Raw genomic sequence first — 15,929 nt, 5'->3', positions numbered from 1 at the left:
GCCCTCCACGCGCCAAGGCAAAGAGGCCGAAGGATATCATATGCCCAAACCCCATCAAAACAATCGTTCTGGTAAGCCCCACGGTAAATCTCCGGGCAAATCCCGCGGCCGCCCGCAGGGCCGTTCGCAAGGTAAGTCGCAGGGCGACGCGCCGGAACGTCCTATGGGAAAACTGACGCCGCGCGGTGCTGCGCTCTACTTGTTGACGCAGATTTTGGGCGAGGGGCGGTTGTTGTCCGAACTCTTGGGCCAAGGCGCACTGGACCGGTTGGAACCCGCGGATCGTGCCCGCGCCCAGCGTCTGACGCTGGAGGTGCTGCGCAATCTGGAACGGGCAGACCGCGTGCTGAAAAAACACCTGCGCAAGGCACCACCGCTGCGCGTGCAAAACATCCTGCGCATTGGTGCGATGGAACTGTGTACGGGTGGGGATGCCCATGGTGTTGTGAATGAGGCCGTCGCGCTGACCGCTGCGAATAAACGCACCCTTGGCCTGAAAGGTCTGGTCAACGCGGTTCTGCGTAAGGTTGCAGGTGAGGGGGAGGCTGAATGGGCCAAGCTGCGCACGCCGCGCCTGCCGCGCGGGCTGAGGGACCCTTTGGTTATGGGGTATGGGGCAGAGGCCGTCGCGGCTATGGAACAGGTTCACCTGAACGGTGCCCCGCTGGATCTGAGCGCTAAGGGGGATGCTGCTCAACTGGCCGAGGCAGTGGGGGGCGCGCTTTTACCCACCGGATCGGTACGTTTGGAAAACGCTGGTCAGGTGTCTGCTCTGCCGGGCTATGAAGCGGGCGATTGGTGGGTGCAGGACGCCGCCGCCGCGTTACCTGCGAAAATTCTCAATGTGAAGGCAGGCGAAACCGTGCTGGACATGTGCGCCGCACCGGGGGGCAAGACCATGCAGATGGCCGCCGCTGGTGCCAAGGTGACTGCGCTGGATCTGTCGGAAGCCCGTCTGGCACGGGTCACTGAAAACTTGGCCCGTACGGGCCTGAGTGCAGAAATTGTGGCAGGGGACGCGCTTGAACATCAGGGCAGCTATGATGCGGTATTGCTGGATGCACCCTGCTCTGCCACTGGCACCATCCGCCGCCATCCCGATCTGCCGCTGGCAAAGGATGGGTCAGAATTTGGTGCGCTGATTGATCTACAGGTGCAGATGATTGATCACGCCATGTCGCTGGTAAAACCGGGCGGGCGGCTGGTGTTTTGCACCTGTTCGCTCCTGCCGGATGAGGGCGAATGTCAGGTCGAAGAAGCGCTGGAGCGGAACCCGGAATGGCAGGTCGACCGCGAATCGCTGAACCTACCGGGGATTGAGGCTGGCTGGGTCACTGAGGAAGGCGGTCTGCGCCTGCGGCCCGACTATTGGGGCGATCAGGGCGGTATGGACGGGTTCTACATGGCCTGTCTGAAGCGCAAAGCCTAATCAACCGCTGTTTTCAATGCGCCCGTCCTGGCGAAATTGGCCGCAGCCTGCCGAATGCCCAATTGGGCGGTGACAGCTGTGGCTGATGCGCGTTATCGTGACGCAAAATTCGCGATAACAGCGCGTAAGAGGCAGAGAGTACATGTCCAAGCGGACGCAGACCCAGCACCAAGATTCTGATCAGATCCCCGAGGGGATCCAAGCCCGCTACACGCGGCTGATGCACCGCTGGCACGCTCGTCGCGCCACCCGCGCCCAGCCTGCAACCGGGTTTGTCAGTCAACCGGAGCCGCGCACCATCGGGACTTTTGCCCGTGGTCGTCAGTTGCTGGCGGGCAACTACCTGTTTGCTGGTCATCTGGTAGAGGCTCAGGGCACCCTCCTGTGGGATGTTACGCCCCCCGATCAGATGTGGCAGGAGGAGATACATGGCTTCGTCTGGCTGGATGATCTGGCCGCCGTAGGTGATCCGCGCACCCGCGCGCTGGCGGCGGAGTGGCTTTGGGCGTGGATTGTGGCCTATGGCGATGGGTCCGGTGCGGGGTGGACACCGGATCTAACCGGACGGCGGATTATCCGCTGGATCCACCACGCATTGTTCCTGTTGCGCGGACAAGAGGCCGAAGCGTCAGAGGCGTTCTATCGCACGCTGGCGCATCAGGCGATTTTCCTTAGCCGTCGTTGGCACAAGACAACGCCGGGCCTGCCACGGTTTGAGGCGCTGACTGGTCTCCTTTATGCGGGGCTGTCGCTGGAGGGGATGGAACAACACGTCGCCCCTGCGGTGAAGGCGCTGGAAAAGGAATGCGCGGCGCAGGTTGACGAACAGGGCGGTATTCCGACCCGTAATCCAGAGGAGTTGCTGGAGGTTTTCACCCTTCTCAGCTGGGCGGCGGCGGCTCTACAGGAAACTGGCCAACCGGTGGGCGAGGCGCACCGCGGTGCGATTGAACGTATCGCGCCCACCTTGCGCACCCTGCGTCATGCAGATGGCGGGCTGGCGCGGTTTCACGGCGGTGGCCGCGGTTTGGAGGGGCGTTTGGACGGCGCACTTGCAGCGTCAGGGGTGAAGGAACGCACGCCCGACGGGCTGTCGATGGGCTATGCCCGCCTCAGCGCTGGGCGCACCTCCGTCATTGTGGATGCAGCGGTGCCACCGATGGGTAAGGCATCGGGCAATGCCCATGCCGCGACCTTGGCGTTTGAACTCACGTCTGGTCGCAGGCCTTTGGTGGTGAACTGCGGCTCTGGGGCGGTGTTCGGCATTGACTGGCGCCGCGCAGGTCGCGCGACGCCCAGCCATTCGACGCTGTCATTAGAAGGATACTCTTCTTCGCGTCTGGCGCCGAAAACGGGGCGCGAGGAATTGCTGGCCGCTGCGCCCCTGCGGGTGCCGGTGCAAATCTCTCAGGCGCCGGATGGAATCCGGTTTGAGGGCGGACACGACGGCTATATCCGCAGCCACGGTCTGACCCATGCACGTACGTTGGAATTGACCTTTGATGGGCGTGGCATGGCGGGGGAGGATCTGCTGGTTGCGCTGGAAGGCGCTGATAAACAGCGGTTCGACAAAGCGATGGATCAGGTCACGTTGCAGGGCATCCCGTTTCAGATCCGCTTCCACCTGCATCCTGAGGTGGAGGCCACCGTGGACATGGGCGGCAGTGCGATTTCGCTGGCTCTGAAAAGCGGCGAGCTGTGGGTGTTCAGACATGACGGTGCGTTGCAAATGACGCTGGATCCCTCTGTTTACCTTGAAAAAGGCCGTTTGAAGCCCCGCGCAACAAAACAAATCGTTTTATCTGGGCGCGCAATGGATTATGCGACACGCATCCGGTGGTCGCTTGCCAAGGCCCAAGACACGCCGATAAGTGTGCGCGATCTGAACCGGGAAGAGCTGGACCTGACCTGAACAAGCAGAGAGCTACCCAAATTATGACATCTCCGAACGCCATCCGCCGCGCGCTGATTTCCGTATCCGACAAGACCGGTCTGATTGACCTGGCCAAAGCGCTAAGCGACCGTGGTGTTGAGCTACTGTCCACCGGCGGATCGGCTAAGGCGATCCGCGACGCAGGCATCCCTGTTGTAGATGTGGCGGATGTGACCGGTTTCCCTGAAATGATGGATGGTCGGGTGAAAACCCTGCACCCAAAGGTACACGGCGGCCTGTTGGCCCTGCGCGACAACGATGCGCATGTCGCAGCGATGGACGAACATGACATTGGCGCCATCGACCTGTTGGTGGTGAACCTCTACCCGTTTGAGGCCGCGCTGGCCCGTGGTGCCGATTACAATGAGATGATCGAAAACATCGACATCGGTGGTCCCGCAATGATCCGCGCCGCCGCCAAAAACCATGCCTTTGTCACCACCGTTGTGGATGTAGAGGATTACAGCGACCTGATCGCGGAGTTGGACGCCAATAATGGCGCGACCACCTACGCGTTCCGCCAGCGTTTTGCCCAAATCGCCTATGCCCGCACCGGTGCTTATGACGCGGCTGTATCCACTTGGATGGCATCGGCCATTGGCGAAGAAACCCCGCGCCGCCGCGTGTTCGCTGGCACTTATGTGCAGGGTCTGCGCTATGGTGAAAACAGCCATCAGGGTGCAGCGTTTTACAGCGATGGATCGGGTCGTTCCGGCGTTGCAGTGGCAGAACAGCATCAGGGCAAAGAACTGTCTTACAACAACATCAACGATACCGACGCGGCGTTTGAACTGGTGTCTGAATTCCTGCCCAAAGATGGTCCCGCCTGTGCGATCATCAAACACGCTAACCCCTGTGGTGTCGCCCGTGGCGCCACGCTGGAAGACGCGTACTCCAAGGCGTTTGACTGCGACCGCACCTCTGCCTTTGGCGGCATCATCGCACTGAACCAGCCGCTGGATGGTGCCACCGCTGAAAAGATCACCGAGATCTTTACCGAAGTGGTCATCGCCCCCGGTGCGGACGATGCGGCGCGCGAAATCTTTGCCAAGAAGAAGAACCTGCGCCTGCTAACGACCCCTGCGCTGGCGGATACCAGCGACAAAGGTCTTGCCTACCGTCAGGTGTCGGGCGGTATGCTGGTGCAGGATCGCGACAACGGTTTTATCGGTATGGATGACCTTAAGGTTGTGACGAAACTGGCTCCGACCCCGGAACAGATGCGCGACCTGTTGTTTGCATGGAAAGTGGCCAAACACGTCAAATCCAACGCCATCGTCTACGTCAAAGATGGTGCCACCGTTGGTGTTGGCGCTGGTCAGATGAGCCGTTTGGACAGTGCTCTGATCGCCGCTAAAAAGGCGGAACGTATGGCTGACGCGATGGGGCTGCAGGAACCGCTGACCAAAGGCTCTGCCGTGGCGTCTGACGCTTTCTTCCCCTTCGCGGACGGTCTTTTGGAAGCTGCTGCTGCCGGTGCATCCTGCGTGATTCAGCCGGGCGGGTCGATGCGCGATGATGAGGTGATTGCCGCCGCCGATGAGGCTGGTCTGGCGATGGTTTTGACTGGTATGCGTCACTTCCGTCACTAAATTCCCCGTAAGCGGAGAGGCGCTTGCGCTAAAAAAGCACTTGTTTCCGGCGGGTTTGTGGTACACTTGCCGGAAACAAACGAAAATGAGAGGGCCCGCCAAAGTGGCCCCACATTGAGGATAGGCAGATGACAACCGTATTTTGGGCGGGCTTCTGGACGTTTTTGCTGGACCAAGCCAGCAAGTATTACGTGGTACATTACCTCGACCTGCGCCTGCGCGGTGAGATTGACGTGCTGCCACCGTTCCTGAACCTGCGGATGGCGTGGAACACCGGTATTAATTTTGGCTTGCTTTCAGACAATGGCGATCTGGCCCGTTGGGTGCTGATCGGCATGGCCTTTTTGATCTGCGCCTTTGTCCTTTACTGGGTGCACAAAGATCGTCCGGGTCGTATGGGCCTGATTGCCGCCGGTTTGCTGATTGGCGGCGCTTTGGGCAATGTCGTGGACCGGTTCCTGTATGGGGCTGTTGCCGACTTCCTCAATATGTCGTGTTGTGGGATTTCAAACCCTTATGCGTTCAATGTTGCCGATATTGCCATTTTCATCGGCGCTTTTGGGCTGGTTGTGTGGGGGGGTGCCCAAAAGGCCGCGTGACGTTGTCGAATTCATCGGCTATGACATGAGGCAGTCTTTCAGGCTGACTGTTTCAGGCTGACTGTGCGTACTGACTTGGCAGGAGGTGGCAATGCCGCGCATTTTGGTATTGTTGATGGCGGTTTTGACAATCGCGGCGTGTTCCAACGAAGAGCGTGACATCGGTCTGCGCGATCTGCGGTCTAATTCCGCGGGTCCGGATGAATTTCTGGTGTTGCCGAGCAAAGATTTGCAACAGCCCACCGATTACGCATCCCTGCCGACACCGACCCCCGGGGGCCGTAACCTAACAGATCAGAATCCCGTTGCTGATGGTATCACCGCACTTGGCGGGCGTGCCAGTGCGCTGGTGGCTACCGCTGAAATACCGGCGGCAGACTCTGCGTTGCTGGCCCATGCCAGCCGCAATGGCATCTCCGCCGATATCCGGACAACACTTGACGCAGAAGACGAAGAGTTCCGTCGCTTCAATTCGCGCTTCACGCGCTTGAAGCTGGTAAAAGTGGACCGTTACGATCGCGCCTATCGCAAATTTGCCCTCGACCCCAGCGTCGAAGCGGACAAATGGCGTGAGTTTGGAGTCCAAACGCCGAGCGCCCCACCCAGGTAAGCTGGCCGCGTCCCTCGGCTGCCCCCAGGCATTTTTATCTTTCTCAAGCGCGGTAACACGCTGACGGTGGCTCACGTCCGCGTCAGCCCGGGTTTCCGCGCTTGCCGCGCCCTGATTGGGGCGTATCTTGAAGGCAAGCACAGGAGGATCGCTGAATGAAGCGTTTAGCAGCCGCGCTGGCGGCAATGGTCGCAATGGCGTTGCCCCTTAGGGCAGCTGATCACAGCCCAACGGATCACGTCACCAGTTTCACCCTTGATAACGGGTTAGAGGTGGTGGTGATCGAAGATCATCGCGCCCCCGTGGTGGTGCACATGCTGTGGTACCGTGCTGGATCCGCCGATGAACCTGTCGGCCAGTCGGGCGTGGCGCATTTTCTGGAACACCTGTTGTTCAAAGGTACAGATACGTTGGCGCCGGGTGAATTTTCCGCCACCGTGGCGCAGAATGGCGGCAGTGACAATGCATTTACCAGCTTTGATTACACCGCCTATTTCCAACGCATTGCAGCGGATCGTCTGGATCTGATGATGCAGATGGAAAGTGATCGGATGGTTAATATCCGCCTGTCTGAGGACGAGATTCTCACTGAACGTGATGTGATTCTGGAGGAACGCAATCAGCGGGTGGAAAACAGCGCGCGGGCGTTGTTCCGCGAACAGCAGCGGGCAGTGCAGTATCTGAACCATCGCTATGGCGTGCCGATCATCGGCTGGCGCCACGAAATGGAGAGCCTAGATCGCGATGATGCGCTGTCATTCTATAAAACCTTTTATGCGCCCAACAACGCGGTGCTGGTTGTTGCTGGCGATGTGACACCGGACGAGGTGCGTGAGCTGGCGGATCGTCATTACGGTGTGATCCCCGCCAATCCCGACCTGCCGGTGGAGCGAGTGCGCAGCCAAGAACCGCCGCAAACCGCGCCGCGTCGTGTGACCTTTGCTGATCCGCGTGTGGCGCAGCCCTCTGTCAGCCGGTCCTATCTGGCGCCCGAACGCAACAGCGGCGCCCAGGAAGAGGCTGCTGCGCTGCGCATTCTGGCCGAACTGCTGGGTGGCGGGCAGACGGCTGTTTTGGCCGAAAAGCTGCAGTTTGAAAGCCAGACGGCGGTTTATGCCGGCGCGTTTTATAATGGTCAGTCGCTGGATGCGACGACGCTGGAGGTGTTGGTCGTTCCCACCCCCGGCGTTAGCCTGACCGAAGCGGAAGCGGCATTGGATCAGGTGCTGGCGGACTTCCTGTCCGAAGGCGTCGATCCAGCTCATCTGGAGCGGATCAAAACCCAGATCCGCGCGTCCGAGATTTATGCGCGTGATGACGTCCAAGGGCTGGCGAACCGTTATGGCCGCGCCCTGACGCAGGGCCTGACCGTTGCTGATGTGCAGGCATGGCCCGACATCTTGCAGGCAGTCACTGCCGATGACGTTATGACTGCTGCCCGCAAAGTGTTGAATCCCAAAACATCCGTTACCGGATGGTTGATGGCAGAGGAGGGTTAAACCCATGCTGCGCAAACTCACCTTTAGCCTCGTGGCAACGCTGGCCCTGATCACCCCCGCTGTGGCCTCTGTGGATATTAAACCTGTGACCTCCGCCAGTGGCCTGACCGCTTGGCTGGTCGAAGAGCCCTCTATTCCCTTCGTCGCGCTGGAACTGCGTTTTCAGGGCGGTACGTCGCTGGATCTACCCGGAAAAGCTGGCGCGACCAACCTGATGATGGGTCTTCTGGAAGAGGGTACCGGCGATCTGGACGCCCGCGGTTTTGCCCGTGAAGTTGAAGGGCTGGCAGCCTCATTCGATTATGGTGCCTATGATGACACGGTGACAGTTTCGGCCCGTTTCCTGAGTGAAAATAAGGACGAGGCGTTGGCGCTTTTGCGCGGCTCACTTGTGGAGCCGCGTTTTGATACGGACGCGGTTGAGCGGGTGCGTGAACAGGTTTTGTCCGGTATCCGGTCAGATCTGAAATCACCGCAGGATATCGCAGGGCGCGAAATGGATCGACTGCTGTTTGGAGATCACCCCTATAGCCTGCCGCAATCGGGTACCTTGGAAACGGTTACCGCGTTGAGCCGAGATGACATTCTGACTGCGCATAAAAACGCGTTGACCCGTGATCGTGTCTTTATCTCTGCCGTTGGTGATGTGACTGCGCCGGAACTGGCGCAGCTGCTGGATGAATTGCTGGTGGATCTGCCTTTGGCAGAGGTGCCGCTGCCGCCGCGCGCAGATGTGAATTTGCCTGGCGGCACCCGCGTGGTAGAATTTGAGACGCCGCAATCTGTGGCGCTTTTCGCTCAAGGGTCGTTGCACCGCGATGATCCCGATTTTTTTGCGGCTTTTGTGCTGGATCACATTCTGGGCGGCGGGTCGTTTGAAAGCCGCCTGATGCAGGAGGTGCGCGAAAAACGCGGGCTGACCTACGGCGTCTCGACCTTCCTCGTTGATAAGGATCAGGCGAAACTGTGGATGGGATCTGTTGCCTCAGCAAATGACCGCGTTGGAGAGGCGATTGAGGTGATCCGCGCCGAATGGGCGAAAGCGGCAAATGAAGGCATCACCGAGGAAGAGTTGCGCAATGCACAGACCTATCTGACCGGTGCTTACCCGCTGCGTTTTGACAGCAATGCCTCTATCGCCAACATTATTGTGGCGATGCAGATGGACGGATTGCCGCTGGATTACATCGACACCCGCAACAATCGCGTAAATGCTGTGACGCTAGAAGACGTTAACCGCGTCGCCAAACGCGTGCTGGCGCCGGACATGCTGACCTTTGTGGTGGTGGGGCAGCCCGACGGGGTTTGATCGACCCGTATCCTTATACCTGTATCCTAATAAATGGCCCTACCGTTGGCGCAGCATAAATGGCATGCTGCGCCATTCTTTTGCGGACGGAAGGGACCAGATATGACGCGCCAGCACAGCACACTTTCAGACAGAATTGCACAGGGGCGCGGCATGGCGCAGGCGGATCTGGTGTTGAAGGGTGGGCAGATCCTTGACCTGATGACTGGTGCCATGCTGTCCGGCGATGTGGCGATCTGTGGTGACCGCGTGGTTGGTATCTGTGCCGACTATGAGGGCAAACAAGAGGTGGACGTGACCGGCAAGGTGATGGTCCCCGGTTTCATTGACACGCATCTGCACATCGAAAGTTCGCTGGTGACGCCGTTTGAATTTGACCGCTGCGTATTGCCGCGCGGGGTGACCACTGCGATCTGCGACCCGCATGAAATCGCCAATGTGATCGGACCCGACGGCATCCGCTATTTCCAATCTGCGTCTGAACGCACGCTGATGGATATCAAGGTGCAGTTGTCGTCCTGCGTGCCTTCCACAGATATGGAAACCGCAGGGGCCACCATTTTGGCCGAGGATCTGAAACCCCTGATGGGCCACCCCAGCGGTATTGGGCTGGCGGAGTTCATGAACTTCCCCGGTGTGCTGCATCAGCTGCCGGATGTGATGGAAAAGCTTGCCTTGTTTGAGGATGTTCATATCGACGGCCATTGCCCGCTGCTGCAGGGCAAGGACCTGAACGGCTACATCGCCGCCGGTATCCGCACCGAACATGAGGCGACAACGGCTGAGGAAGCGCTGGAGAAGCTGCAAAAAGGCATGCGGGTGTTGATCCGGGAAGGTTCAGTGTCCAAAGACCTGCACGCTTTGGCGCCGATCCTGAACGATGTGAGTGCACCCTATCTGTGCCTCTGTACGGATGACCGCAACCCTCTGGATATCGCTGAACAGGGGCATCTGGACTATATGATCCGTACGTTGATCAGCCTTGGCGTCTCACCCTTGGCCGCTTACCGCGCCGCCAGCTTATCGGCGGCAGAGGCGTTTGGGCTGAAAGATCGTGGTCAGATCAGCCCTGGCAAACGCGCTGATATTGTCATTTTGAATGATCTGCAGACCTGCGAAGTGGCTGATGTGATCTGTGGCGGTACCTGGGTGGATGATGCGGCCTTTGCCGCACGCGATTTAATTGATCCCGTAGGGCGCAATTCGGTCAATGCGCCTAAAGTGGGCCCGCAGCATTTCCGCACGGCTGGCAACCGTGAAGACACCGATGTGATCGGCATCTTAGAGGGCAAGATCATCACCGAACATTTGCATGAGGTGATGGCGATCGAGGATGGCGATAAACGCCCTGACCTCAGCCGCGACCTGATCAAGATCGCGGTGATCGAGCGGCACGGCAAAAACGGTAATATGGCCACTGGATTCGTGCGTGGGTTCAACCTGCAGCGCGGCGCTATTGCATCCACGGTTTGTCACGATCACCACAACATCGCCGTGGTTGGCGCGGATTACGACGATATGGCGCTGGCCGCGAACCGCCTGGGCGAGATTGAGGGCGGCTTTGTCGTGGTTGAGGGGGGCAAGGTGCTGGCCGAACTGCCGCTGCCTGTCGCCGGTCTGATGAGCCTAGAGAGTCATGAGGTGGTTCATGACCAACTTGTCGCTTTGCGTTCCGCCGCCCGCGATCTGGGTGTGACGCTGGAAGAGCCTTTTTTGCAGCTGGCCTTCCTTGCGCTTCCGGTCATCCCGAACCTGAAAATTACCGACCGTGGTCTGGTTGATGTGAACAAGTTCGAGATTATTTCGTGAAGCCCGCGGAACTGGTAAAAGGCATGAGGCGCGTTAATGCGCCTCTGCCCAGTTGGCGCCGCGACCGGCATCAACCACCAGCGGCACCGACATGTGCAAGGCAGGCGCGGCGGCGCTCTCCATCACCTCGCGCGCGCGCTCGATCACTTGATTGGCAGCCGCCTCATCCACCTCAAAAATCAGTTCGTCGTGCACCTGTAGCAACATTTTGGCCGGCAGGCCTGCAATGGCGTCAGGCATGCGGATCATCGCACGGCGGATTACATCCGCTGCGGTGCCTTGGATCGGCGCGTTGATCGCTGCACGCTGGGCAAACCCTGCACGCGGACCTTTGGCGTTAATCTCCGGCATGTGGATTTTGCGCCCGAACAGGGTCTGCACATAGAGGTGTTCCTTGGCGAAGGCCTTGGTCTCTTCCATATAGGTGCGGATGCCGGGGAAGCGTTCAAAATAACGGGTGATGAAGTCCTGCGCCTCGCCGCGCGCGATGTGCAGGTTGCGCGCCAGACCAAAGGCCGAAATGCCGTAGATCACGCCGAAGTTGATTGCCTTCGCCTGGCGGCGAATCTCTGGCGTCATTTCAGACATTGGCACGTCAAACATCTCTGATGCGGTCATGGCGTGAATGTCATGACCATCCCTGAACGCCTGTTTCAGCGCATCAATACCGGCCATCTCCGCCAGAATGCGCAGCTCAATCTGGCTATAGTCGAGCGACAACAGAACCTTGCCCTCACCGGCGACGAACGCCTCGCGGATGCGGCGGCCTTCCTCACTGCGCACAGGGATGTTCTGCAGGTTCGGATCGTTCGACGCCATCCGGCCTGTGTTTGCCCCGCTTTGCAGGTAGGAAGTATGCACGCGGCCGGTTTCGGGGTGAATATGATCCTGCAACGCGTCAGTGTATGTCGATTTCAGCTTTTGCAGCTGGCGGTAATCCAGCACGCGCCGAGCAAAGCTGTGCTCTGCTGCCAGATCCTCCAGCACGTCGGCAGGGGTGGACCATTGGCCGGTCTTGGTCTTTTTGCCGCCTTCCAGCTCCATCTCTTCGAACAGGATTTTGCCGACCTGTGCGGGGCTTTGCACATTGAACTCATGGCCCGCCAATTCATATAGTTCCGCCTCATAGCCTGCCATTTTCTGGGCAAAGGCGTTGGACATCCGGCTCAGGGCATCGCGGTCTACCTGAATGCCGGTCATCTCCATGTCTTTCAGGACATGCACCAGCGGGCGTTCCAGTGTTTCATAGACGGTCGTGACCTGCTGTTGATGCAGCTGCGGCTTCAGCTTCTGCCACAGGCGCAGGGTAATGTCGGCGTCCTCAGCGGCATATTTCACCGCGTCCTCAATCGGCACGCGGTCAAAAGTGATGGCAGATTTCCCGGACCCCAGCAAGGTTTTGATCGGGATCGGCGTATGGTTCAGATAACGTTCAGACAGCGCGTCCATGCCGTGGCCATGCATGCCTGCGTGCAGCGCGTAGGAAATTAGCATTGTGTCATCAATCGGCGCCACCTCAATGCCGTAGCGGGCAAAGATTTTGGCGTCATATTTCATATTCTGGCCGATTTTGAGGATGCTTTCATCCTCCAGAAGCGGCTTCAGCAATGACAATGCCTGATCCATCGGCATCTGTCCTTCGGCCAACTGGTCACTGCCAAATAGGTCATCGGCCCCCGCCTTGTGTCCCAGCGGCACGTAACACGCCTGACCGGCGTTGGAGCTAAGGCAAATGCCCACCAGATCCACCCGCATTTCGTCCAGGCCGGTGGTTTCCGTGTCCACCGCCACGTATCCACGCTTGTAGGCCGCATCGATCCAAGCTTGCAGTGCCTTGGCGTCCTTCACCCATTCATAGGCATCCGCGTCAAAGGGCAGATCGACAGGTTCCTCTGCCGCCTCCGCTGCGCCGCCGGATTGTGGCGTGTCGTTGATCACAGGCGCCTCAACCCCCAACTGGTCTGAGACGCGTTTGGTCAGGGTGCGGAACTCCATCTGGCTGAGGAAGCCAACCAGATCTTCGGCCACGGGATCCTTCACCTCAAGATCATCGAGGGTGAAGTCCAGCGTCATGCCACAATCCAGCTGGACCAATTTTTTGGACAGTTCGACGTTCCCTTTTTGCTCCAACACTTTGGGAAGCAGAGACGAGACAAGCTTGTTTTTCTCTCGCGCTTCAAGGAGCCAGTTTGCGGCCTCGAACCCACGCTTTGAAATGTCTGTCAGATCTTTCGCTGTAAGGTTCGCAAGCTCTAGTTCTGGGTAAAGCTTGTTCAGCAGATCGATTGCATCTTTCTTGGCGGAAAGTTTAAATGTTCGGCCAATTTCTTCCGAGAAATCCGCTACGTATTTGTCGATTTCTAACTGGATGCGATCGACTGCCAATTGTCGTTCTGTTGGATCAAAAACGGCGTTTAGAGACCCCATTTCTCGGATGATTACGGGCGCTGTCTTCTCTCCGATACCTGCAGCACCGGGTACATTATCCACGCTATCGCCCATAAGCGCCTGCACATCGACCACCCGTTCCGGCCCCACGCCAAACTTTTCGAATACGCCATCGCGGTCGATACGTTTGTTCTTCATCGGGTCCAGCATCTCGACACCGTCGCCAACCAGCTGCATCAAGTCTTTGTCGCTGGACAGAATGGTCACGCGGCCACCGGCATCGCGGGCCTGATGGGCGAGGGTGGCCATGATGTCGTCGGCCTCAAACCCCTCCATCTCTTTGCAGGCAATGTTGAAGGCGCGGGTTGCCTCGCGGGTCAGCGGCATCTGCGGGCGCAGATCTTCGGGCATCGCTTCGCGGTTGGCCTTGTACTGATCATAGAGATCATTGCGGAAGGTGTGGCTGCCTTTGTCGAAAATCACCGCTACATGCGTGGGGGCATCAGGGCCTGTGTTGCCCTCCACATAGCGCTGCAACATGTTGCAGAAGCCCGACACGGCACCAATCGGAAGGCCATCGGATTTGCGCGTCAGTGGCGGCAAGGCGTGATAGGCGCGAAAAATGAAGGCTGACCCGTCAATCAGATGCAGGTGACAGCCTTTGCCGAATTGGGTGGTCATACAAACTCTCCGCGCGTTGAGGGTTGGGCATTTTCTGTATCTGCCGTGATCGCACGGATTGGGATCAGGGAACAGGGGGGTGGGGATCAATTTTGCTGCGGATTCATTGCGAATGAAACCGCCACAACGACAGGCTGACTGAGGCAGGCAGTGGCGTCCATGCCCCGAACCGTACACCGGAATCGCGTAATTTCCGCCCGACCCAGACGTTGCAGGTGTTGAAAGCATGGAACCGATCCGTGGCGGCAAAAAACGCACCGTGCGTGGCGCCATCGGTGGTGATTGGTTGCGGATCAGGCACAATATCAGTCCCTATCCCGGCTATTAGATCCTGATATTGATGGTCTCTCAGTTGTAGCCAGCGAATGTCTGCACTGTCACCAAGTGTGCCCAACACCTCTGTCCGTATCACGGATCGGTCACCAAATATTCCCCGTAGAACGGCCCCTGCGCTGACATCCTGATAACGACCAACGGTGGTGTAGAAATCACGTGCCCCCCACCCGATCAGTAACCATGCCGCATTTGGATGGTAGATTGGCACCTGAGGGGAAGCAAGCGCCGCGAACTGTGTACGGGTGCGTTCATCAAGCGGCAGCAGAAAGTCATTATGTATCGGGCCAGAGATTAAGCCGATGGTAACCGTCTCTGAGTTGTTCTCAGGTGATGGCTGTGCAACGCGTCCTTCGATCATGCCGCCTAGCAGGGCGGCTACGATGTATAAAAGCGTGCAGCCAATAATCGCGGCAATACTAACCGTGACGAGGGTTTTCAGCTTTCGCAGACGGGAATATGCTTTACGCTTGATCAGTGCTCCTGATCCGCCGCGCCGCCTTTCAGCACGTATTTTGCGTCGCAGTAGGGACATTCGACGTAGCCCTCTGCCTCGGGGATTTGCAGCCAGACGCGAGGATGTCCCAAGGCTCCTTCACCGCCATCGCAGGCAATCTTGGATTTTTCGACGATTTGGGTCTCTGGCGCTTGGGTCGTCATGGGGGACGTTTCCTTTTGGCTGCAAAACTACTAGGTGCTGTTATGAGCGATACCACCAGCAGGGGCAAGACCAGCCATGAGCGACAACGCCATTGAAATCCGCAATCTGAAAAAGACCTATCGTGGCGGTAAGGGTGAGCCGGAAAAGCATGCGTTGAAAGGCATCAATCTGGACGTGCCGCGGGGGTCGGTTTTTGGTCTACTGGGTCCAAATGGCGCGGGGAAATCGACGCTGATCAATATTCTGGCGGGTCTGGTGACGAAGACCTCTGGCCAAGTGAAGATTTGGGGCTTTGATCAGGATGTGAACCCGCGGCAATCGCGGGCCTCTATCGGGGTGATGCCGCAGGAGTTGAATATGGATCCCTTCTTCTCCCCCCGTGGGGCGCTGGAGGTGCAGGCCGGCCTTTATGGCGTGCCAAAGGCGGAACGTCGCAGTGACGAAATTCTACGCCTTATCGGTCTGGAAAATAAGGCAGAGGTTTACGCGCGCACCCTGTCTGGGGGGATGAAACGGCGGCTCTTGCTGGGTAAGGCACTGGTGCATGCGCCGCATGTGCTGGTTTTGGATGAACCGACTGCGGGCGTCGATATCGAACTGCGCCAGATGCTGTGGTCCAATGTGCGCAAGCTGAACGAACAAGGCATGACTATCATCCTCACCACCCACTATCTCGAAGAGGCAGAGGAGATGTGTGATGAAATCGCGATCATCAATCAGGGCGAAGTGGTGGCCCGCGATACCAAGGCGAACCTGATGGGGCAGATGGATGTCAAGACGATGGTGATCCACCCAGAGTCGCCGGTTGTCACCCTGCCGGAACACCCTGAGGTGAGTGCGCAACTGCGGCCTGACGGGGCGCTGGCGCTGTCCTATCGCGCCAACCAAACCAGTGCTGAGGCGGTTCTGGCCATTGCCCATCAGGCAGCCATCCAGATTCGCGATCTGCGGATCGAAGAGGCAGATCTGGAAGATGTGTTCTTGAAGCTGACCTCTAGCCGCTGATCCGATGTGCGCTGGACGTAATTTAGACAGCGGATTGTCGCTGCACTAAGCTGTTATTTGGACATCACAAATATCAGTATA

General features: G+C 58.4%; 12 protein-coding genes. 9 read left to right on the top strand and 3 right to left on the bottom strand.

Annotated features, from left to right (window positions below):
• The first annotated feature begins 163 nt into the window (after positions 1-163).
• From MHM86_RS15250 to ade, 8 genes are all read left to right on the top strand, one after another.
• Positions 164-1,429, top strand: a complete 1,266-nt coding sequence (locus MHM86_RS15250) for an RsmB/NOP family class I SAM-dependent RNA methyltransferase (RefSeq protein WP_239201125.1) — start codon at positions 164-166, stop codon at positions 1,427-1,429.
• Between the two features lie 220 nt (positions 1,430-1,649).
• On the top strand, positions 1,650-3,341 hold the full coding sequence (locus tag MHM86_RS15245; RefSeq protein ID WP_239201123.1) for a heparinase II/III family protein: 1,692 nt from the start codon (positions 1,650-1,652) through the stop codon (positions 3,339-3,341).
• A 23-nt stretch (positions 3,342-3,364) separates the two neighbouring features.
• Positions 3,365-4,954, top strand: coding sequence for a bifunctional phosphoribosylaminoimidazolecarboxamide formyltransferase/IMP cyclohydrolase (purH, locus tag MHM86_RS15240; RefSeq protein ID WP_239201044.1), 1,590 nt, complete (start codon positions 3,365-3,367; stop codon positions 4,952-4,954).
• A 128-nt stretch (positions 4,955-5,082) separates the two neighbouring features.
• Entirely contained in the window at positions 5,083-5,553 is a 471-nt protein-coding gene (lspA, locus tag MHM86_RS15235) for a signal peptidase II (RefSeq protein ID WP_239201043.1), read from the top strand.
• Between the two features lie 91 nt (positions 5,554-5,644).
• Complete coding sequence (locus MHM86_RS15230) at positions 5,645-6,163, top strand: DUF3035 domain-containing protein (protein ID WP_239201041.1); 519 nt, start codon at positions 5,645-5,647, stop codon at positions 6,161-6,163.
• Between the two features lie 155 nt (positions 6,164-6,318).
• On the top strand, positions 6,319-7,662 hold the full coding sequence (locus MHM86_RS15225) for a pitrilysin family protein (RefSeq protein WP_239201039.1): 1,344 nt from the start codon (positions 6,319-6,321) through the stop codon (positions 7,660-7,662).
• A gap of 4 nt (positions 7,663-7,666) precedes the next feature.
• The gene (locus tag MHM86_RS15220) at positions 7,667-8,971 is read left to right on the top strand and encodes a pitrilysin family protein (protein ID WP_239201037.1); all 1,305 of its coding nucleotides are present in this window, start codon (positions 7,667-7,669) and stop codon (positions 8,969-8,971) included.
• Between the two features lie 102 nt (positions 8,972-9,073).
• Positions 9,074-10,780, top strand: coding sequence for an adenine deaminase (ade, locus tag MHM86_RS15215; RefSeq protein WP_239201035.1), 1,707 nt, complete (start codon positions 9,074-9,076; stop codon positions 10,778-10,780).
• 33 nt (positions 10,781-10,813) lie between these two features.
• On the opposite strand, the gene polA is transcribed toward ade, so the two are convergent.
• From polA to MHM86_RS15200, 3 genes are all read right to left on the bottom strand, one after another.
• The gene (polA, locus tag MHM86_RS15210; RefSeq protein WP_239201033.1) at positions 10,814-13,849 is read right to left on the bottom strand and encodes a DNA polymerase I; all 3,036 of its coding nucleotides are present in this window, start codon (positions 13,847-13,849) and stop codon (positions 10,814-10,816) included.
• 103 nt (positions 13,850-13,952) lie between these two features.
• Complete coding sequence (locus MHM86_RS15205; RefSeq protein ID WP_239201030.1) at positions 13,953-14,717, bottom strand: TIGR02117 family protein; 765 nt, start codon at positions 14,715-14,717, stop codon at positions 13,953-13,955.
• Positions 14,657-14,842 (bottom strand): zinc-finger domain-containing protein, encoded by a 186-nt coding sequence (locus tag MHM86_RS15200; RefSeq protein WP_239201029.1) that lies wholly within the window; start codon positions 14,840-14,842, stop codon positions 14,657-14,659. Before MHM86_RS15200 ends, MHM86_RS15205 begins: the two co-directional genes overlap by 61 nt.
• Before the next feature lie 76 nt (positions 14,843-14,918).
• Here MHM86_RS15200 and MHM86_RS15195 point away from each other — a divergent pair, with 76 nt between their 5' ends.
• Positions 14,919-15,848 (top strand): ABC transporter ATP-binding protein, encoded by a 930-nt coding sequence (locus MHM86_RS15195; RefSeq protein ID WP_239201028.1) that lies wholly within the window; start codon positions 14,919-14,921, stop codon positions 15,846-15,848.
• The last annotated feature ends 81 nt before the right edge of the window (positions 15,849-15,929 follow it).

This window comes from Thalassobius sp. Cn5-15, from assembly GCF_022347685.1.
Classification (GTDB): domain Bacteria; phylum Pseudomonadota; class Alphaproteobacteria; order Rhodobacterales; family Rhodobacteraceae; genus Thalassobius.
This window is presented reverse-complemented; position numbering and strand designations above follow the sequence as displayed.